The organism is Sphingomonas sp. jy18 (genome assembly GCF_056931895.1).
This window is the reverse complement of sequence record NZ_JBXPBT010000002.1, coordinates 1-18692: the sequence shown is the minus strand read 5'-3', so window position 1 is coordinate 18692 and position 18692 is coordinate 1. Positions and strand designations below refer to the sequence as shown.

Annotated in this window: 19 protein-coding genes; 10 read left to right on the top strand and 9 right to left on the bottom strand. The window is 65.3% G+C overall.

The features are described 5' to 3' along the window. Positions 1-155: 155 nt before the first annotated feature. Positions 156-1286, bottom strand: coding sequence for a 2Fe-2S iron-sulfur cluster-binding protein (locus AC0QC4_RS05215; protein WP_483658677.1), 1131 nt, complete (start codon positions 1284-1286; stop codon positions 156-158). Positions 1287-1481: 195 nt separating this feature from the next. Here AC0QC4_RS05215 and AC0QC4_RS05210 point away from each other — a divergent pair, with 195 nt between their 5' ends. Further along, entirely contained in the window at positions 1482-2699 is a 1218-nt protein-coding gene (locus AC0QC4_RS05210) for an argininosuccinate synthase (RefSeq protein ID WP_483658676.1), read from the top strand. Between the two features lie 148 nt (positions 2700-2847). Here the strand turns inward: AC0QC4_RS05210 and ahpF are convergent, their stop codons facing one another. Beyond that, on the bottom strand, positions 2848-4437 hold the full coding sequence (ahpF, locus tag AC0QC4_RS05205) for an alkyl hydroperoxide reductase subunit F (protein WP_483658675.1): 1590 nt from the start codon (positions 4435-4437) through the stop codon (positions 2848-2850). 130 nt (positions 4438-4567) lie between these two features. Then, positions 4568-5131 carry an alkyl hydroperoxide reductase subunit C gene (gene ahpC / locus AC0QC4_RS05200; RefSeq protein WP_483658674.1) on the bottom strand — a complete coding sequence of 188 codons (564 nt, stop codon included), beginning with the start codon at positions 5129-5131 and terminating at the stop codon, positions 4568-4570. A 167-nt stretch (positions 5132-5298) separates the two neighbouring features. Between ahpC and AC0QC4_RS05195 the strand changes: the two genes are divergently transcribed. The 5 genes from AC0QC4_RS05195 to bfr all read left to right on the top strand — a co-directional run bounded on the left by AC0QC4_RS05195 (position 5299) and on the right by bfr (position 9501). Beyond that, the gene (locus AC0QC4_RS05195) at positions 5299-6306 is read left to right on the top strand and encodes a threonine aldolase family protein (protein WP_483659328.1); all 1008 of its coding nucleotides are present in this window, start codon (positions 5299-5301) and stop codon (positions 6304-6306) included. After that, positions 6303-7211, top strand: coding sequence for a DMT family transporter (locus AC0QC4_RS05190; protein WP_483658673.1), 909 nt, complete (start codon positions 6303-6305; stop codon positions 7209-7211). Before AC0QC4_RS05195 ends, AC0QC4_RS05190 begins: the two co-directional genes overlap by 4 nt. Before the next feature lie 97 nt (positions 7212-7308). Further along, on the top strand, positions 7309-8589 hold the full coding sequence (locus AC0QC4_RS05185) for a DUF418 domain-containing protein (protein ID WP_483658672.1): 1281 nt from the start codon (positions 7309-7311) through the stop codon (positions 8587-8589). Between the two features lie 71 nt (positions 8590-8660). Next, entirely contained in the window at positions 8661-8831 is a 171-nt protein-coding gene (locus tag AC0QC4_RS05180) for a (2Fe-2S)-binding protein (RefSeq protein ID WP_483658671.1), read from the top strand. Positions 8832-9009: 178 nt separating this feature from the next. Continuing rightward, positions 9010-9501 (top strand): bacterioferritin, encoded by a 492-nt coding sequence (gene bfr / locus AC0QC4_RS05175; RefSeq protein WP_483659326.1) that lies wholly within the window; start codon positions 9010-9012, stop codon positions 9499-9501. Positions 9502-9708: 207 nt separating this feature from the next. Here the strand turns inward: bfr and AC0QC4_RS05170 are convergent, their stop codons facing one another. Then, on the bottom strand, positions 9709-10128 hold the full coding sequence (locus AC0QC4_RS05170; RefSeq protein WP_483658670.1) for a TspO/MBR family protein: 420 nt from the start codon (positions 10126-10128) through the stop codon (positions 9709-9711). A 232-nt stretch (positions 10129-10360) separates the two neighbouring features. On the opposite strand from AC0QC4_RS05170, the gene AC0QC4_RS05165 reads away from it, so the two are divergent. Continuing rightward, positions 10361-11533, top strand: coding sequence for a DNA cytosine methyltransferase (locus tag AC0QC4_RS05165; RefSeq protein ID WP_483658669.1), 1173 nt, complete (start codon positions 10361-10363; stop codon positions 11531-11533). A gap of 12 nt (positions 11534-11545) precedes the next feature. Beyond that, positions 11546-12292, top strand: a complete 747-nt coding sequence (locus AC0QC4_RS05160; RefSeq protein WP_483658668.1) for a GIY-YIG nuclease family protein — start codon at positions 11546-11548, stop codon at positions 12290-12292. Positions 12293-12305: 13 nt separating this feature from the next. Here AC0QC4_RS05160 and AC0QC4_RS05155 read toward each other — a convergent pair whose 3' ends face one another. From AC0QC4_RS05155 to panB, 5 genes are all read right to left on the bottom strand, one after another. Then, positions 12306-12716: an Hpt domain-containing protein gene (locus AC0QC4_RS05155; RefSeq protein ID WP_483658667.1), complete on the bottom strand. Its 411-nt coding sequence runs from the start codon at positions 12714-12716 to the stop codon at positions 12306-12308. Positions 12717-12796: 80 nt separating this feature from the next. Next, a complete protein-coding gene (gene der / locus AC0QC4_RS05150; RefSeq protein ID WP_483658666.1) occupies positions 12797-14428 on the bottom strand; it encodes a ribosome biogenesis GTPase Der in 1632 nt (543 codons plus the stop codon). Between the two features lie 21 nt (positions 14429-14449). Further along, positions 14450-15784, bottom strand: coding sequence for an outer membrane protein assembly factor BamB family protein (locus AC0QC4_RS05145; RefSeq protein WP_483658665.1), 1335 nt, complete (start codon positions 15782-15784; stop codon positions 14450-14452). Positions 15785-15786: 2 nt separating this feature from the next. Further along, the gene (locus AC0QC4_RS05140) at positions 15787-16515 is read right to left on the bottom strand and encodes a tetratricopeptide repeat protein (protein WP_483658664.1); all 729 of its coding nucleotides are present in this window, start codon (positions 16513-16515) and stop codon (positions 15787-15789) included. Between the two features lie 237 nt (positions 16516-16752). Next, on the bottom strand, positions 16753-17625 hold the full coding sequence (gene panB / locus AC0QC4_RS05135; protein ID WP_483658663.1) for a 3-methyl-2-oxobutanoate hydroxymethyltransferase: 873 nt from the start codon (positions 17623-17625) through the stop codon (positions 16753-16755). 121 nt (positions 17626-17746) lie between these two features. On the opposite strand from panB, the gene AC0QC4_RS05130 reads away from it, so the two are divergent. Both AC0QC4_RS05130 and AC0QC4_RS05125 read left to right on the top strand, forming a co-directional pair. Beyond that, positions 17747-18166 (top strand): hypothetical protein, encoded by a 420-nt coding sequence (locus AC0QC4_RS05130; protein WP_483658662.1) that lies wholly within the window; start codon positions 17747-17749, stop codon positions 18164-18166. A 3-nt stretch (positions 18167-18169) separates the two neighbouring features. Continuing rightward, positions 18170-18391: a helix-turn-helix transcriptional regulator gene (locus AC0QC4_RS05125; RefSeq protein WP_483658661.1), complete on the top strand. Its 222-nt coding sequence runs from the start codon at positions 18170-18172 to the stop codon at positions 18389-18391. Positions 18392-18692 lie beyond the last annotated feature (301 nt).

Sequence of the window (18692 nt, the reverse complement as noted above, 5' to 3'; positions counted from 1 at the left end):
GCCGGCGCCAGCACAGGCGCTGGCGCGTGAGGCCGCAATCCCTCGTCGCCCCGTGCTCGACACGGGGCAAGGCTTTCTCTGGCGCGGTTGCCAAAACAGCCCGGCCCCGCATCACGTGCGGGGCGACGATTAGGGTGCTACCACCGGAACAGCCTCTAGCCCGGCTGGTTGAGCGCGATGACCACCGGTGCGCCGCCACCGCCCCGCTCGGCAGGTACCGCGCTGCAGATCAGCACCTCATTCTCGCCATGCGCCGCCGATGTCTGACGGATATAGGCCACTTCGCCCGAGATCAGGCGCGACTTGCAGGCGCCGCAAGCCCCGACCCTGCACCCATATTCGGGGGTCAGCCCCGCTGCCTCGGCGAGTTCGAGCAGGCTGCCGTCGCCCGGATTCCACACGGCATCGATATCGGACGGCGCGAAGCGGACCCGTTCCGAAGCGGAGGATGGAAATTTTGCCGGCCCGGTGCATTCGGGCGTATCGCCGGTGCGCACCAGTGATGCGGGGCCGAATGCCTCGGCATGGATATGCTGGTCGGCGACGCCCGCCTCGCGCAATGTCGAATAGACCGCCTGCATGAACGGCGGCGGCCCGCACATATAGAAATCGTGCCGCTCGAAGCCGAGATGGCGATGGAACACGGCCGCCTGCATGAAGCCGGCCTCCTCATAATCCTTGCCCAGCTCCGCGCCGCCGGTCTGGCTGAGCAACCGGACCAAAGTCAGCTTGTCACCGGCGCGGGCCTGAAGATCCGCCAGTTCGGCATCGAACGCGCGCTCCTCGACCGAGTGGGCGGCGTAAAAGAACGTCACTGGCCGCATCACGTGGCCAGCCTCCTCGCCGGCGACGAGATGCGAAAGCATGGCCAGCAGTGGCGTGATCCCTACCCCGGCGGCCACCATCACCGCGCGATGCCGCGCCGCTGCGTCCACCACGAAACTGCCGGCCGGCGGCTTGGCGTACAGCACGTCGCCAACGCGCATGATCGCATGCAGATGGCTCGACGCCAGCCCCAGCCGCCGCACGCTGATCCGGTATGCCCGGTCATTGGGCGCATTCGACAGCGTATAGGTGCGCAGCACCGGTGCGGCCTCACCCGCAATGGAAAGCCTGATCGGCAGATGCTGCCCGGCATCCGCAACCGCCAAGGCCCCGCCGTCGACCGGCTCGAGATGGAAGGACCGGATGACGCAGCTCTCATGCTCGATCCGCACGATCCGCAACGGCCGCCAGCCGAAGTCGTGGGCATCCGCGTCGGTCGAAGGCTCGATAAGCTCGGTCATGGCCTGCACCTCAATGCGTTCGGGGGGGGGGGGGGAAGAAGGAAACGACCCAGCCTATGGCCGAGCCGCAACGACTGTCTTGCCCGATGTTGCGCAGCCATCCGGGCACCTGTGCGGGCACATCGTTGCGCACCGCTTGCACAAACCGTCCATCCGACTAAAGCGCCCGCTGACCGCCAATCAGGAGAAGCCCGGGTGTCCGATACCATCAAGCGCGTTGTCCTCGCCTATTCGGGCGGGCTCGACACCAGCGTCATCCTCAAGTGGCTGCAGACCACCTATGCGTGCGAGGTCGTCACCTTCACCGCCGATCTCGGCCAGGGCGAGGAGCTGGAACCGGCGCGGGCCAAGGCGCGGATGATCGGCATCCCCGATCGGCATATCTTCATCGACGATCTACGCGAGGAGTTCGTGCGCGACTTCGTCTTCCCGATGATGCGCGCCAATGCCCGCTACGAGGGCGACTATCTGCTCGGCACCAGCATCGCCCGCCCGCTGATCGCCAAGCGTCTCGTCGAAATCGCGCGCGAAACCGGCGCCGATGCCGTGGCGCATGGCGCGACCGGCAAGGGCAATGACCAGGTCCGCTTCGAACTCGGCGTCGCCGCGCTGGCACCCGACCTCAAGGTGATCGCGCCGTGGCGCGAATGGGATCTGACCAGCCGCACCGCGCTGATCGCCTGGGCCGAAGCGCACCAGATCCCGGTCCCCAAGGACAAGCGCGGCGAAAGCCCGTTCAGCACCGACGCCAACCTCCTCCACACCTCGTCCGAAGGCAAGGTGCTGGAAAATCCGTGGGACGAAACCCCGGACTATGTCTATTCGCGTACCGTCGATCCCGAGGACGCGCCGGATAGCCCCGAATATATCACCATCGATTTCGAAAAGGGCGATGGCGTCGCGCTGAACGGCGAGGCGATGTCCCCGGCCACGCTGCTCGCCGCACTCAACGAGCTTGGCCGCACCCATGGCATCGGCCGGCTCGATCTGGTCGAGAACCGCTTCGTCGGCATGAAGTCGCGCGGCATGTACGAGACGCCGGGCGGCGAAATCTATGCCCGCGCGCATCGCGGCATAGAGAGCATCACGCTGGATCGCGGCGCGGCGCATCTCAAGGACGAGCTGATGCCCAAATATGCCGAATTGATCTACAACGGCTTCTGGTTCAGCCCCGAGCGCGAGATGCTGCAGGCCGCCATCGACCACAGCCAGGCCAAGGTCAGCGGCACCGTCCGCCTCAAGCTCTACAAGGGTCTCGCCAGCGTCGTCGGCCGCAAGTCGCCCAACAGCCTCTATTCCGAACGGCATGTGACGTTCGAGGACGATGCCGGTGCCTATGACCAGAAGGACGCCGCCGGCTTCATCCGCCTGAACGCGCTGCGGTTGCGGCTGCTGGCCAAGCGGGATCGCTAGGCCCAGCCTACCGGACTGAATATCGTCATTGCGAGCGCAGCGGGGCCGAAGGCGGCCGCAGGCCAACCAATCCAGTGCGGTTAACGCCGGCCCTGGATTGCTTCGCTACGCTCGCAATGACGACAAACGATCAGACGAAGCCCGCCAACTAAGCCGCCTCGGCCACATCCTCCGCCGGCGCCAGCCGGATCAGATGGTCGAACGCCGATAGCGCCGCCTTGGAGCCTTCGCCCATGGCGATGACGATCTGCTTGTAGGGCGTGGTCGTCACGTCCCCGGCGGCGAAGATGCCCGGCTGCGATGTCGCGCCGCGGGCGTCCACCTCGATCTCGCCGCGCGGGGAAAGCGCGATGACATCCTTCAGCCATTCGCTGTTCGGCACCAGGCCGATCTGCACGAAAATGCCCTCGAGCGCGATCTCGCGCGGCTTGCCCGTGCGGCGATCCTCATAGGTCAGTGCGGTAACCCGCGCGCCATCGCCCTTGACCTCGGTGGTCGCCGCGCTGGTGATGATCTCGACATTGGGCAGGCTGGCCAGCTTGCGCTGCAGCACCGCGTCGGCGCGCAGCTGGCTGTCATATTCGATCAGCGTGACATGCGCGACGATACCGGCCAGATCGATCGCCGCCTCGACCCCCGAATTGCCGCCACCGATCACCGCGACCCGCTTGCCCTTGAACAGCGGCCCGTCGCAGTGCGGGCAATAGGCGACGCCCTTGTTGCGATACTGTTCCTCGCCCGGAACGCCCATCTGCCGCCAGCGCGCGCCGGTGGAAAGGATGATGGTCCGCGCCTTCAGGCTTGCACCATTGGCCAGCACCACCTCGTGCAGGCCGCCGGGCCGCGCGGACGGGATCAGCTTTTCGGCGCGCTGCAGGTTCATGATGTCGACGTCATAGTCGCGCACATGCGCTTCGAGCTGGGTGACCAGCTTCGGCCCCTCGGTGTGCTGGACCGAGATGAAATTTTCGATGCCCAGCGTGTCGAGCACCTGCCCGCCGAACCGCTCGGCAGCGAGCCCGGTGCGGATGCCCTTGCGCGCGGCATAGATGGCCGCTGCCGCCCCGGCGGGCCCGCCGCCAACCACCAGCACCTCGAACGGCGCCTTGGCCTTGATCGCCTCGGCGGCGCGCGCCTCGGCACCGGTATCGAGCCGGGCGATGATCTGCTCCAGCTCCATCCGCCCCTGCGCGAACGGCTCGCCGTTCAGGAACACCGACGGCACCGCCATGATCTCGCGGCCCGATACCTCGGCTTGGAACAGCGCGCCGTCGATGGCGGTGTGGCGGATGCGCGGGTTGACGATGCTCATCAGGTTGAGCGCCTGCACCACATCGGGGCAATTCTGGCAGGACAGAGAGAAATAGCTTTCGAAGACGAAATCGCCGTCAAGCCCGCGCACCTGATCGAGCAGTTCCTCGCTGACCTTGGGCGGATGCCCGCCGACCTGCAGCAGCGCCAGCACCAGCGAGGTGAACTCATGGCCGAGCGGGATGCCCGCAAAGCTGACCGCGACATCGCTGCCGGCACGGCGGATGGTGAAGCTGGGGCGGCGCGTGCCTTCCGGCGCCTCTTCGCGCACCACGCTGACCTTGTCGGACAGCGTCGCGATTTCCTCGAGCAGGCCCAGCAGATCGGCCGATTTCGCGCCGCCATCGAGCGCCGGAACCAACTCCACCGGCTGGCGGACATGGCCGAGATAGGTCGAAAGCTGCTGCTTGAGCGTGGCGTCGAGCATGGGGATCATCCTGAAGCAGGGAGACGCGCGCCTTCAGACGCTGCGCAAGGCGCAGGACGGCGGCGGTGCGCGATGGGAAAAACGTCCCCGCGCGATCCAGGGGATCGCGCGGGGGGGAGCCAGCCGATCGTCAGATCTTGCCGACCAGTTCCAGCGACGGGGCGAGCGTTTCCGCGCCCTCTTCCCACTTGGCCGGGCAGACCTGGCCGGGGTTTTCGCGAACATATTTCGCCGCCTTCACCTTGCGCAGCAGCTCGGCCGCGTTGCGGCCGACGCCTTCGCAGGTGATTTCGACGAACTGCACCACGCCGTCCGGATCGACCAAGAAGGTGGCGCGGTCAGCCAGGCCGACGCCTTCGCGCATCACGCCGAAATTGTTGGTGACGACACCGGCCGGGTCGCCCAGCAGCGGGAAGGCGATCTTGCCGATCGCCGGCGAGCTCGAATGCCAGGCCTTGTGGCTGAAGTGGGTGTCGGTCGAAACGCCGAACACTTCGGCGCCCAGCGCCTGGAATTCGGCATAATGGTTGGCCATGTCTTCCAGCTCGGTCGGGCAGACGAAGGTGAAGTCGGCCGGATAGAAGAAGAAGATCGCCCACTTGCCGAGCACGTCGGCCTCGGTCACCTCGAGGAAGGTGCCATTGTGGAAAGCCTGCACGCTGAACGGCTGCAGCTTGCTACCGATGATTGCCATGGGAGAGTCCTTTTTTGGTGGATTATGTGGAACTTGCAGGATGCAGATAGGAAGGGATGCTGCGCTGCACAAATCGATTTATCCGGCATGCCTGATTGCAAAATTCGATGAAACGCAATCGTCCCGTCCGTCTCGACAAGCGGGCATCGCGGGCGCATGGCGCCGCCATGACGACCGCCCGCTTCTTCTCGGACAATGCCGCCCCGGTGCATCCTGCGGTGATGGAGGCGATTGCTGCCGCCAACCATGTCGATACCGCCTATGATGGCGACGCGCTGTCGCAGGCGCTCGACGCCGCCTTTTCGGACCTGTTCGAAACGCACTGCTCGGTGCTGTGGCTGCCGACCGGCACCGCGGCCAACAGCATCGCGCTCGCCGCCTTCGTGGCGCCATGGCAGGCAATATTGTGCCATGAGGAAGCGCATATCGAGGTCGATGAATGCGGCGCGCCCGCCATGTTCACCGGCGGCGCCAAGCTGATCCTGCTGCCCGGCGCGGGCGCGAAGATCGATGCAGCGACCATCGACGCGCGGATGGCAACCATCCGCAAGGATGTGCATCAGGTCCAGCCCGCCGCCATCAGCATCACCAACGCTTCCGAATATGGCCTTGCCTGGCGCCCGGACGAGGTCGGCGTGGTCGGAGAGGCGGCACGCCGACATGGCCTCAAGCTGCACATGGACGGCGCGCGCCTTGCCAATGCGGTGGCGCATGTCGGCTGCGCGCCGGCGGATGTGACCTGGCGCGCCGGGGTCGACGCGCTGTCGTTCGGCTGCATCAAGAACGGCGGCATGAATGCGGAAGCCCTGCTGTTCTTCGGTGCGCTACCGCAAGGCATGCAGCAATTGCGCAAGCGCAGCGGTCACCTCCAGTCGAAGGGCCGCTATCTCGCCGCCCAGCTCCACGCGATGCTGGCCGATGATCTGTGGCTCGCCAATGCGCGCGCCGCCAATGCGGCAGCCGCGCTGATCGCGGCGGGCGCGGGCGAGCGGCTGCTGTACCCGGTCGAAGCCAATGAGCTGTTCCTGCGCCTGTCGCCCGCGGAAGCCGCGGCGCTGAGGGCAAAAGGCTTCGATTTCTACGACTGGGGCGACGGCGCGGCCCGCATCGTCACCAGCTGGCACCATGGCGCAGACGATGTGCGCCCGCTCGCCGAGGCGATTGCCGCGCTATGAGCGACGCCCCGCCGACCCTGCTCACCCCGCGGGTGCTGATTCCCTTTGTCATCGTGACGCTGATCTGGGGCTCAACCTGGCTGGTGATCCGCGATCAGCTCGGCACCGTGCCGCCGAGCTGGTCGGTCACCTACCGCTTTGCCGTCGCCGCCATCGCCATGTTCCTGCTGTGCATCGTGCGGCGGGAACGCCTGTGGCTCGATGGCAAGACGCAACTCTTCGCCGCGATCATCGGCGTCGCGCAGTTCATGATGAACTTCAACTTCGTCTACCGCGCCGAACATTATCTCACGTCGGGCGTGGTCGCGGTGATCTTCGCCCTGCTCATCGTCCCCAACACGCTGCTGTCGCGCATCTTCCTCAAGACCCCGGTCGAGCGGCGCTTCGTCGCCGGCGGCAGCATCGCCATGATCGGCGTGCTGCTGCTACTGGGGCATGAGGCGCGCTCGGTGCATGGCGACATCTCGATGGTCGCGGTCGGCGCGGCCCTCACCCTCGCGGGCGTGCTTTCGGCCTCCGCTGCCAATGTCATGCAGGCGACGCCGCTGGCCAAAAGCCAGTCGATTTTCGTGCTGATCGCCTGGGCGATGCTGTGGGGTGCGATCGGCGATGCGATCTTTGCGGCGGCCACCGTCGGCGCGCCGGTGTTCGACTGGCGCCCCGGCTACTGGCTCGGCGTGCTCTACCTCGGCCTGTTCGGCAGCGTGCTGTGCTTCCCGCTCTATTTCGGCATCATCCGCAAGGTCGGGGCCGGCCCCGCCGCCTGGTCGAGCGTGCTGATCCCGGTCATCGCCATGGCCCTGTCCACCCTGTTCGAAGGCTATGTCTGGTCGGGGCTCGCCATCGCCGGCTCGCTGATGGCGATCATCGGCCTCGTCGTCGCGCTGCGGCCCAAGGCGGGCTGACACCGACATAGCTGTTGCGCTGCAACAACATCGTTGGACATCGCCGCCAACCTGTGCATTATCCCGCCAATACAGCGCATGAGGGGGAATTCGGCGCATGGCTACGGTGACCAGTTTTCACGACGCCGACGTGGCACCGCCACCGCCCGCTGCGCCGGAGCGCATCGCCGGACTCGACGTCACCCGCGGATTTGCGGTGATGGGCATCCTCGCGATGAACATCGTCGCCTTCGCCATGCCCGAAAACGCCTATATCACCCCGCGTGCCTGGGGCGGCGATACCGGTGCCGACCTGCTGATCTGGGCGTTCAACTATGTCGTCTTCGATTCGAAGATGCGCGGCCTGTTCTCGATGATGTTCGGCGCCTCGACCCTGCTGGTCATCCAGTCGGCGGCAGCCACGGGGCGCAGCCCGGCACAGAGCCATTATGGCCGGATGATCGTGCTCGCCATCTTCGGCCTCCTCCATTTCTACCTGATCTGGTTCGGCGACATCCTGTTCCTCTACGCCATGTGCGGAATGCTGCTCTACGCCTTCCGCAACCTGTCGATCAAAGCGCTGCGCCGCTGGGCGGTCGGCTTCTTCATTCTGGCCATGCTGCTCAGCAGCGCGCAATTCGGCGTGCTGGCGCTCGCCCGTCAGGACTGGGCCCCTCCGCCGCTCAAGGAAGCGCTGGCCGAGCCGATGACCAAGCTCACCGCCAGCTTTGCATATCAAAGCCCTGAGTCGGTCGAACAGGCTGAGCTCTACCGCAGCGATTTCAATACCATCGTAGCCGGCAAGTTCGCAGAGGATGGCGCCGAACCGTTCGTCGGCGTGCTGCTCTACGGCCCGGAAACCATCGCGCTGATGCTGATCGGCATGATCATGTTCAAGTCCGGCCTGCTGCGCGGCACATGGGAACTCGCCCGGCTCGACCGCTGGCGCAACTGGTGCCTCGGCCTCGGCATCGTCGCCAATCTGGCCCTGCTGTGGTGGCAGTTCCGGTCCGGTCTCGATGCCGCGGTGCTGCTGGAATCGACCTTCTGGCTGTCCGTGCCCTTCGATTTCGCGATGAGCGTCGGCTACGCCTGTCTGTTCATGGGGCTGGCACAGCGTTTCGCCACGTCCGCCTTCATTGCCCGCGTCGCCGCGGTCGGCCGCGCCGCCTTCACCAACTATCTCGGCACCTCGCTGCTGATGACCGCGCTCTTCTACGGCTGGGGTCTCGGCCAGTTCGGCTACTGGTCGCGAATCGAGGTCTATGGCCCGGTGGTCGCCATCTGGATCATCATGCTGCTGTGGTCGAAGCCCTGGCTCGACAGCTATCGCTATGGCCCGCTCGAATGGTTGTGGCGCAGCCTGTCGCGCATGCAATTGCAAGCGATGCGCAAATAGCGCGCCGCGCGCACATCGCTATTGCGAACAAGTCTCACTCGCGCTATCTCTCGACTCGAGAGGTGGCACCCATGATCCTGTGCGTCTGCAATGCCCTGAGAGAAGCCGATGTCCGCAATGCGGTGCGTCAGGGCGCAACCTGCCCGCTCTCGGCGTACAAGGCGCTGGGCCGCAAGCCCAAGTGCGGCCAGTGCGTCCCCGCCGCCCGCACCCTGGTGAACGAGGAACGCCAGGCGGCCTGACTCGCATTCGCAATTGCCGACCTGCAAACGCCACGCAATAGAATCGCTGTAACCCGCAGAAAAGCTGGACTTTTCCGGTTGTGTTGCGATGTGCCGTTGCGTAAAACCCCCGTGGGTTTCCCCTGCGTCATTCCCGACTTCGCGGGAATGAAGAGGGGCGCAAGGAGTGACGATCATCATGCAGGGCGACGCCAAGGTCATCGATTTCCTCAACGAAGCGCTGAAGAACGAGCTGACCGCGATCAACCAATATTGGCTGCACTATCGCATGCTGGCCAACTGGGGCGTCAGCAAGCTCGCCGAATATGAGCGGCATGAATCGATCGACGAGATGAAGCATGCCGACCGGCTCGCCGACCGCATCCTGTTCCTGGGCGGCCTCCCCAATTTCCAGATGCTCGGCCGCCTGCGCGTGGGGGAGACGGTCGAGGAAATCCTCGCCGCCGACCTTGCGCTCGAACATGACGCGCTGCCGATGCTCAAGGAGGCGATCGCCTATTGCGAGACCGTGTCCGATTTCATCAGCCGCCGCCTGTTCACCGACATCCTCGAAAGCGAGGAAGAGCATGTCGACTGGCTGGAACGGCAGATGGATCTCATCAAGCTGATGGGCCTGCAGAACTACATCCAGTCGCAGAGCGACCCCAACGCCAAGCCCGAAGTAGGCTGACAGAGGTCCTCCCCGGCACGGGGAGGGGGACCATCCGAAGGATGGTGGAGGGGCAGGCGCGGCAAGGCGATGGGCGACGCCACCACCTACGCTCAAATTCCGTCATTGCGAGCGCAGCGGTGCCGAAGGCGGCCGTCAGGCCAACCAATCCAGCGCGGCACGGCGCTGCACTGGATTGCCACGCTTCGCTCGCAATGACGCATCAATCTACGCTGCCCTCGCCCCGAACGGCCTGTTCAACCGAACGATCTGCCAGTTCAGCACCGCCGCAAAGCTGACCCACGCCAGATAGGGCACGATCAGCCAGCTCGCCAGCACCGAATATTCGCGCAAGGCAACGCACAGCGCCAGCACCGACGCCCACAGCAGCGGCACCTCGATCAGCGCCCAGTCGGGGCGCTTGAGCTTGAAGAACAAGGGCGACCAGGCGAAATGGAACAGGAAGTTCGCCGCATACAGGATGACGATCGTCCAGCGCCCGGCCGCATCCTGCGCCCCGTCCCACGCCAGCACCGCCGCCCACGCCGCCAGTCCCAGGATCAGCGTCCAGGCGGGGCCGAACAGCCAGTCCGGCGGCTGCCAGCTCGGCTTCTTCAACCCGCGATACCAGGCCCCGATCTCCGTCAACAGCCCCCCCCGCCCCGCCAAGAATGACGGCCCACAAGATGGCGGCGATGGTGGATGTATCGGGCATGGTGCAGAAGATGGGCACATTTATCAGCACGGGCAATGGCTGAGGAGATATGTCCGGACTGGCGTGGATTTGGCTAGAACTAATGGGGAACAACAGCTAAGGGAAGCCTATAGAGGACTTAACCCAACTGCGCGTGTAAGGCGTCAGCTAACCAAGGATGACATCATGCAAAGCCAGCCTAGTTTCTACGAATTTTTTGCGGGCGGAGGAATGGCGCGAGCAGGCTTGGGTGACGGTTGGAAGTGTCTCTTTGCAAACGACTTTGACGGGAAGAAGGGCCTTTCCTACCAAGCGAATTGGGGAACGGGTGGAGAGCTCAAGATCGGTGACGTCAATTTGGTCCGATCCATTGATCTGCCCGGTCGCGCCGATTTGGTTTGGGGGTCGTTTCCTTGCCAAGACTTGTCACTTGCGGGCAGCGGCGCTGGCCTACAGGGTAGCAGATCGGGAACATTTTTCCCGTTTTGGCGAGTGATCGAAGGCTTGATTGCCGAAGATCGGGCACCTCGTCTGATAGCCTTGGAAAATGTGTGCGGTACGCTTACCTCGCACGGAGGCAGAGATTTTCAGGCTATCTGTAACGCGCTGACTGCTTCAAGTTACCGTATCGGCGCACTAGTTGTAGACGCTGCGCTTTTCGTTCCGCAGTCCCGGCCCCGCCTGTTCATAATCGGCGTTCGCTCCGATACGAAGATCAACTCAAATCTCTTGGCACCTGGCCCAGTCGAACCCTTTCACACCCGCCGCTTGCGCTCCGCTGTTGCGAGTCTTGATGCCGACAAACGTAACAATTGGCTCTGGTGGAATCTTCCGACGCCTCCGCGCCGCAATTCCACCTTTGCAGACATCATCGAGGACGAGCCGAGCGACTTAAACTGGCATACTGCAGTTGAAACCTCTCGACTGCTTAGCATGATGACGCCTCTCAACTTGGCTAAAGTTGCATCAGCCAAGCGGGCAAAGCGCAGGATGGTCGGCGGTGTGTACCGCCGTACTCGACAAAATGCGACCGGGCAAAAGATGCAGCGGGCAGAGGTGCGGTTCGACGATATCGCCGGTTGCCTTAGAACACCGGGAGGTGGGTCGAGCCGTCAGACAATCATGGTAATAGACGGTGATGTCGTCCGTTCACGATTGCTATCTGCACGGGAAACCGCTCGGCTGATGGGTTTGCCTGACGATTACCGGCTACCGCGCAACTATAATGAAGCCTACCACCTTACTGGCGATGGAGTGGCAGTACCCGTGGTACGGCACTTGGCATCTCAATTGCTGGAACCATTGCTAGGTTTGGATATGATCGCAGAAGGATATGTAGCGGGGCAAAGCTGGGCCTGATACTTATCGCCCATGGCCGACAATACACCCGATTCCATCAACGTCCCGCCGTTTGAAACCGAGGATTTGCGGCGCAATCTCGCTCGGTTTCTAGATAGCGAATTCCCTGACAAGCAGGGCCAACCAAGGAAGCTGGGGAACTACAAATGGGGCGTTTATGCCTTTTTCGATTATGATGGCGAACCAATATATGTAGGACAGACCAACGAATTGATCCGTACACGGGTACGCCGACATTTGACAAATCAGCGCACCGATGCGGTTGCAATGTCTGTACTTGATCCGTTTGAAGTATATGAAATTGAAGTCTGGCCTTTGCCCGGGTTGCAGGACGTTGCAAAGCCACGCGAGCGTGTCGGCGAACGCTGGAAAGCTTGGCAAGATGCAGTCGATCACTTGAATGCCCTGGAACGAGCTGTTCACGATCGAGCTATCGCAAGAAGCCAGTTTGGCGCTGTGCTGAATGAAAAAGATCCACCCAGTGGCAGCGAAATTAAAGTGCTACCTCCTTCAATCCGGAGCAGTATTGTGTCGCCAGAGGTCTATGCAATCCGGTCGCATCCTGACTTCCGAAATGCACGGCGAGCATTGATAATTTCACGTCTCGCCCAAGTTATCGCAGAGCGAAAGGTTCAGGGTGGCTTGCGCCGCGTATTGCTAACCCAAGCAAAGCGGCTGCAGTGGTTGGCGCAGCGACGATATGACGGGCTCGGCGGTGCGGCGTCGGTTGAACGCGCAAGTGATGAGGACGACCTTTAGGGCCCCCGCCCCGCTACGCCACCCGCCGCCCGAACCCCTGCGGCTTGCGCTGCACCAGCGGGTTGGCCTCGGCTTCGATCGCTGCCAGCATTTCCTGGAACAGCGGGCGCAGCTTGACCACGCGGTCGAGATAATCATCCGGCGTTTCGCGGGTTTCGACGCAGTGGCGGGCGTGCATTTCGATGTCTTCGGCCAGTTGGCCCAGCCGCTCGCCGCCGAACTGGCGTGCTTCGGTTTTCAGCGTGTGCGCGGGCAGCACCATGCGGGCGGCATCATTGGCCCGCATCGCATTTTCGATTGCCTCGACCGATTTCATGCCATCCTCGACGAAATAGCCGAGGATGCGGATGAACGATCCGCCAAGCTGGGATCGCGTGCGACTGAAGCTGGTCCAGTCTACCAAAGGTAGTGACATGTTGGGCATGGGTCTCACTCGTACACATGGCCCGCCTGGTCCAGCGGTGTTCCTGATGCTGGATTAAACCCGCAAATGTAAAGGGCAGGTTATCGTTGCGGCCGTTGTGGCGGCTTTGCCCGGCCGGTTCGCGCCGGATTGGCGCTTTTGGCCGACCTGCGCCCGCGCTCGCCGACCGGCTTGACGGCCGCAGGCTTGGGCCTGGCCGGCTTGGCGCCACCAGGCTTGCCGCCACCCGGCCCGCGCGAGACGGCGCGCCGCTCCGGCGTATGCGCCGATTTGCGTGCGGCCTCGCCATAGGGATTTTTAGACGCCCGCAGCGTCAGGCGCACCGGCACCCCGCCAAAGCCCAGCTCGCGGCGCAGGCCGTTGATCAGATAGCGGCGATAGCTTTCGGGCAGCATGTCGACCCGGCTGCCGAAGGCGACAAAGCTCGGCGGGCGCAGCCGCGCCTGGGTGATGTAGCGCAGCTTGATCCGCTGCCCCTTGTGCGCGGGCGGCGGGTTGGCCTCGATGGCGCGCTCGAACCAGCGGTTGAGTTCGCCCGTCGCGACCCGGCGGGACCATTGCGCCCTCAGATCGAAGGCAACGCCCAGCAGCTGGTCGATGCCGCGCCCGGTCTCTGCAGACACCGTCAGCAGCGGCACGCCCTTGACCTGCGCCAGCCCTTCGTCGAGCGCGGCGCGCACGCCCTGGTACAGGCTGCTGCCCTGCTCTGCGACATCCCATTTGTTGAGCGCGATGATCAGCGCCCGCCCTTCGTCGACCACCCGGTCGGCGATGCGCAGATCCTGCGCCTCCAGCCCCAGCGTGGCATCGAGCAGCAGCACCACCACCTCGGCAAAGGCGATCGAGTGCAGCGTGTCGGCGGCGGAGAGTTTCTCCAGCTTGTCCTGGATCTTGGCGCGCTTGCGCAGGCCCGCGGTGTCGATCAGCCGCACCGGCCGCTGGCTGCCGTCGGGCGCGGTCCACATCCAGTCTATCGAGATCGAGTCCCGCGTGATCCCTGCTTCCGGGCCGGTGATCAGCCGGTCCTCGTCGAGGATGCGGTTGATCAGCGTCGATTTGCCCGCATTCGGCCGGCCGACGATGGCCAGCTTGAGCGGCGCCGCCGGGTCGAGTTCGGCCTGCCCCTCGGCATCGGCCTCGATCGCGGCGATCGCTTCGGCCTCGTCTGCATCATCCGCGCCCGCATCCGCCGGATCTTCCCCGGCCGGCTCGAGATAGGGGCGCAGCGCGTCGAACAGGTCGACAATCCCTTCGCCATGCTCGGCGGAAAGGCCGAAGGGTTCGCCCAACCCCAGGCGATAGGCATCGGAAACGCCCGCGGCGCCCACCTTGCCCTCCGCCTTGTTGGCGGCGACGATGATCGGGGTATCGCTGTCGCGCAGCCAGCGGGCGATCTCCTCGTCGACCGGGGTCACGCCCGCCCGCGCGTCGATCAGGAACAGCGCGACATCGGCCATGGCCAGCCCGGCTTCGGTCTGCGCGCGCATCCGCCCGGGCAGCGTCACCGCCGCATCTTCCTCGAACCCCGCGGTGTCGATCACGCGGAAATCCATGCCGATCAGGTGCGCCTCGCCCTCGCGGCGGTCGCGCGTCACGCCGGGCGTGTCGTCGACCAGCGCCAGCTTCTTGCCGATCAGCCGGTTGAACAGCGTCGATTTGCCGACATTCGGCCGCCCGACGATGACCACCGTGGGGAGGCCGGGTCGTTTCATGTCAGCACCGCGCCATGCCGCTCAGCGCCAGGCCGTGATGCGGCCGGTTTCGTCCAGCACATAGAGCATGCCGTTGGCGACCAGCGGCGGCAGGCGGGTTCCGGCGTTGAGCGCCGACAGCGAGCGCACCGCGCCGCTGCCCGGCTCGACTTCCGCCATCCGCCCGTCGGTGCTGACCAGGATCAGCCGGCCGCCAGCCAGCACCGGGCCGGTCCAGCGGATCGCGCCCTTTCGGTCCTCCTCGTCGCGCCAGCGCGGCAACTGGCCGATCCAGCGGATCTTGCCGGTTGCGCGGGCGATGCAGAACAGCCGGGCATCGTCGGAAACCACGAACACCCACTCGCCAGCCACCCACGGCGTGGCGATGCCGGCCATGCTCAGTTCCCACAGGCGCGAGCCGCTGGTCAGCTCATAGGCGGCCATGCGCCCGCCCTGGCCGATGGCGAACACGCGGCCCCGGTCGATCACCGGGTCGGCGTCGATGTCGGACAGGGTGGAGACCGACATGGTGATGCTGGTGCGCGCCAGCGCGTCTTCCCACAAGGGGCGGCCATTCTCGTAGCGATAGGCGTTGAGCTCGCCGCTCGAATAGCCGGCGACGATGGTGCCGAGGCCCGCCGAGGGCGCGGCCACGCCGAACACGCTGCCCGGGGCGACCGATCCTGCGACCTGCCACTGCACCACGCCATCGCTGGCGCGCAGCGCGAACAACTGGTTGTCCTGGCCCATCACGAACACGCTGCCGAAGGCGAGCGTCGGCGCGCCGCGCAGCGGGCCGGAGGGGCGCGCGGTCCAGCGCACCGCGCCGGTCGCGGCATCGAGCGCGGCGACATCGCCAAGGCCGGACGCGGCATAGACCATCGTCCCGTCGGCGCTGACGCCGCCACCGAAGCGCGCGCTCTGGCCATCGCGCTCGGTATCGCCGATCTTGACCGACCAGCGCCGTGCCCCCGTCGCGGCATCGAAGGCATGCACCGTCGCCTCGACGTCGATGGCATAGAGCGTGCCCGATGCCACCACCGGCGCGGACGCCAGTCGTGCCCGGTTGCTGCCGCCGTCGATCTGCGCGGTCCACGCCTGCGTCAGCGTCGCACCCAGCGAGACATGGCCCAGCGACTTGGCGGCATTGCCGCCCGGCTGGTTCCAGTCGGCATTGGGGACAGCCGGCGGCAGGATGACTTCGAGCCCGGCAATCGCGGGATCGACCTCAAGCGCGGTCCCGGCGCCCAGGATCGGCGTGCGATTGCCGACCGTCGGGGTCGTCGCCGGGCCATTGCCCCTCAGCACGCTGCAGCCCGAAAGCGCGACGGCGGCGCCTGCCAGCATCAGCGCGGCACGCATGGTTGAAGACCGCATCCTCACTCCTCGTTTCTCGCCGGCGCACGGGCGGCCGGTCGGTTATCGGCATCGGGCACGGCATCGACGCCGAGCATGCCCGCCATCTGCACCGCGCGCGATTTCAGACTTTCGGGCGCATTGTCGCTGTCGGCAATGCGCTTGAACAGCGCACCCGCCGCCGCGTCATTGCCGCGCTTCAGTTCGGCGAGCGCGGTCAGTTCGGCCGCGCTGGCAAAGGCGGGGCTGTCGGGCTGCGCCACGATGTGCCGCAACCGCGCGATCAGCGTCGCCGGCTGGATCCGGTCGTAATCCGCGAGCATCTGGCGCAGCAGCGCCGCATCGCGCAGCGACTGGTCGATGGCGGCATCGGCGGCGACGGTCGCGAACTTGGCCGACGCGCCCTGCATATCGCCCTGCGACAGCGCGGCATTGCCCTGCACCATCAGCGCCAGCGCGCGATAGGTGGCATTATCCCCCTTGGCGAGCGGCTCGGCGGCGCTGGTTGCGGCCTTGGGCCGGCCCTGCGCCAGGCTGTCGATTGCGCCGTTCAGCGTCGTCCCCAGCGCGCCTGCGGAAGAATCGCGGTGCGTATTCCAGTACAGCCAGCCGGCGAACGTCAGCAGGCCGATGACCAGCAGTGCGATCAGCGGCGTGCCGAAGCGGCGGCCAAATTCCTGCAGCCGGTCGGCGCGAACCGCGTCATCGACTTCCTGCACGAATGTATCGGGATTGCCGGGCGGCAACGCCATAGTCTGTCCTTCTTTCTCTGCCGCACCCGGCCGCGCGCCGGGCAAGGCCGGTTCCTTAGCCGCAAGCCCTGCAAAGGCCAAGCATTTCGCCCGTGCCACTCGCTCTGCCTACCATGCACCTGTCATCCCCGCGAAAGCGGGGATCCAGGAGCAGCAAAGAGCATCGCGACGTTCCGCCCCTGGATTCCCGCTTTCGCGGGAATGACAAACTCTCGAACCCGGTTCTTCCGTTCCGTCCTAAACCTTCGGCTGATAGGTCTGATCGCCGGTCGGGAATGAACGGTCCCTGACTTGCGCCGCATAGTCGGTCACCGCCGCCGTCACGAACCCGGCCATGTCGGCATAGCGCTTCACGAAGCGCGGCACCCGCTCGAACAGGCCCAGCATATCCTCGGTCACCAGCACCTGCCCGTCGCACCGCGCAGAGGCGCCGATGCCGATCACCGGGCACGCCACCGCCTCGGTGATCGCAATCGCGATCGGCTCGAGCACGCCTTCGGCCACCATCGCGAACGCCCCGGCATCCGCCACTGCGCGCGCATCGGCCAGTATCTTCGCTTCCTCCGCCGCGCTGCGCCCGCGCGCGCCATAGCCGCCCAGTGCATTCACCGCCTGCGGGGTCAGGCCGATATGCGCCATCACCGGGATGCCGCGCTGGGTGAGGAAGCGGATGGTCGGCGCCATCGCCTCGCCCCCCTCCAGCTTCACCGCTGCGCAGCCCGTCTCCTTCAGGATCCGCGCCGCGCTCTCGAACGCCTTTTCCGGGCTCGCCTCATAGCTGCCGAACGGCATGTCGACGATGACGACGCTGTGCCAGCTCCCCCGCACCACCGCCGCGCCATGCGCGCACATCATCTCCAGGCTGACCGGCACGGTCGACGGCAGGCCATAGATCACCTGCCCCAGCGAATCGCCGACCAGCAGCATGTCGCACTGCGGATCGAGCAGCTGCGCCATGCGCACGGTGTAGGCGGTCAGCATCACCAGCGGCTCGGCGGTAACGCCATCCGCCTTGCGCCGCTGGATCGCCGGCACGGTCAGCCGCTTCATCGGGGCGGGCGTCGGGTTTGCCCGGCTGGTGGAGGTATCGATGGTGAAGGTGGTGGACATGCCGGGCTTGTAGCCAATCTCCGCGCCGCAGCAACCGCCAGCTCGGCCGGTGTCGACACCGATTGACTTCGTGTTATGAATCTTTTACATGGAGTCGCATAAAGCAAACATGGAGCCCGCAATGTCCTTCCGCGAAAAGACCCATTGGGTGGCGCTCGTCGTCATCCTCGCCGCCTTCGGCTGGTACTTCCTCCAACTGCACACCGCCCTGCCGCGCGGGCCGGGCAATATCGCGGCGAGCGGCGGGCTGCTGACCGGCGTGACCATCGGCATCATCCTCGCCATGTCGGTACTGATCGGCATCATCGCCATCATCAACCCGCGCGAGGCGCACCAGAAGGGTGACGAGCGCGACCGCATCATCCACTGGCGCGGCACCCATCTCGCTTATTACCCCATCGTCATCGGCGTCTGGCTGTGCATCGGCGCGATCTTCTACGGCTATTCCGCCGCGACCATCCTCCACAGCCTGCTGGCCGTCGTCGTGCTGGCCGAACTGGTGCGCATCGGCAGCCAGCTCTGGCTCTACCGGCGGGGCTGAGCGATGACCGCCCTCCCCTTCACCAACACCATCCGCACCTTGCGCTTCTTGGCCGGAGAGATGACCCAGGCCGATCTCGGCGAGCGCGTCGGCGTCACCCGCCAGACCATCGCCGCCATCGAGCAGGGCAAATATTCACCGAGCCTCGAAACCGCCTTCCGCATTGCCCAGGTGTTCGGCAAGCCGCTCGAGGAGGTGTTCGTCTGGGAAACTCCGACGGACTGAACCCGGACAGCCGTCCGCGCCTCCGCGTGAAATATTCTAACGCGAAGACGCGAAGATGTCAGTTCAATCCCGCGAAGCGGCCTTCCTCAGCCACGTCGCGTTCAACGGGCCGGGCGTAAGACACAGCCACCTCGCAACACCCCCCCCTCTTGGCGACTTGGCGCCTTGGCGTCTTGGCGCGACCCCTTTTCACAGCACCAACTCTGCGATCCACCACGCCTCTGCGCCTCTGCGCCTCTGCGCCTCTGCGCCTCTGCGCCTCTGCGCCTCTGCGCCTCTGCGCCTCTGCGCCTCTGCGCCT

Coding starts and splice junctions, on each gene's coding strand:
- AC0QC4_RS05215 (WP_483658677.1), bottom strand. CDS start 1,286: ATGACCGAGCTTATCGAGCCTTCGACCGACGCGGATGCCCACGACTTC.
- ahpF (WP_483658675.1), bottom strand. CDS start 4,437: ATGCTCGACGCCACGCTCAAGCAGCAGCTTTCGACCTATCTCGGCCAT.
- ahpC (WP_483658674.1), bottom strand. CDS start 5,131: ATGGCAATCATCGGTAGCAAGCTGCAGCCGTTCAGCGTGCAGGCTTTC.
- AC0QC4_RS05195 (WP_483659328.1), top strand. CDS start 5,299: ATGACGACCGCCCGCTTCTTCTCGGACAATGCCGCCCCGGTGCATCCT.
- AC0QC4_RS05190 (WP_483658673.1), top strand. CDS start 6,303: ATGAGCGACGCCCCGCCGACCCTGCTCACCCCGCGGGTGCTGATTCCC.
- AC0QC4_RS05185 (WP_483658672.1), top strand. CDS start 7,309: ATGGCTACGGTGACCAGTTTTCACGACGCCGACGTGGCACCGCCACCG.
- AC0QC4_RS05180 (WP_483658671.1), top strand. CDS start 8,661: ATGATCCTGTGCGTCTGCAATGCCCTGAGAGAAGCCGATGTCCGCAAT.
- bfr (WP_483659326.1), top strand. CDS start 9,010: ATGCAGGGCGACGCCAAGGTCATCGATTTCCTCAACGAAGCGCTGAAG.
- AC0QC4_RS05165 (WP_483658669.1), top strand. CDS start 10,361: ATGCAAAGCCAGCCTAGTTTCTACGAATTTTTTGCGGGCGGAGGAATG.
- AC0QC4_RS05160 (WP_483658668.1), top strand. CDS start 11,546: ATGGCCGACAATACACCCGATTCCATCAACGTCCCGCCGTTTGAAACC.
- AC0QC4_RS05155 (WP_483658667.1), bottom strand. CDS start 12,716: ATGCCCAACATGTCACTACCTTTGGTAGACTGGACCAGCTTCAGTCGC.
- der (WP_483658666.1), bottom strand. CDS start 14,428: ATGAAACGACCCGGCCTCCCCACGGTGGTCATCGTCGGGCGGCCGAAT.
- AC0QC4_RS05145 (WP_483658665.1), bottom strand. CDS start 15,784: ATGCGGTCTTCAACCATGCGTGCCGCGCTGATGCTGGCAGGCGCCGCC.
- AC0QC4_RS05140 (WP_483658664.1), bottom strand. CDS start 16,515: ATGGCGTTGCCGCCCGGCAATCCCGATACATTCGTGCAGGAAGTCGAT.
- panB (WP_483658663.1), bottom strand. CDS start 17,625: ATGTCCACCACCTTCACCATCGATACCTCCACCAGCCGGGCAAACCCG.
- AC0QC4_RS05130 (WP_483658662.1), top strand. CDS start 17,747: ATGTCCTTCCGCGAAAAGACCCATTGGGTGGCGCTCGTCGTCATCCTC.
- AC0QC4_RS05125 (WP_483658661.1), top strand. CDS start 18,170: ATGACCGCCCTCCCCTTCACCAACACCATCCGCACCTTGCGCTTCTTG.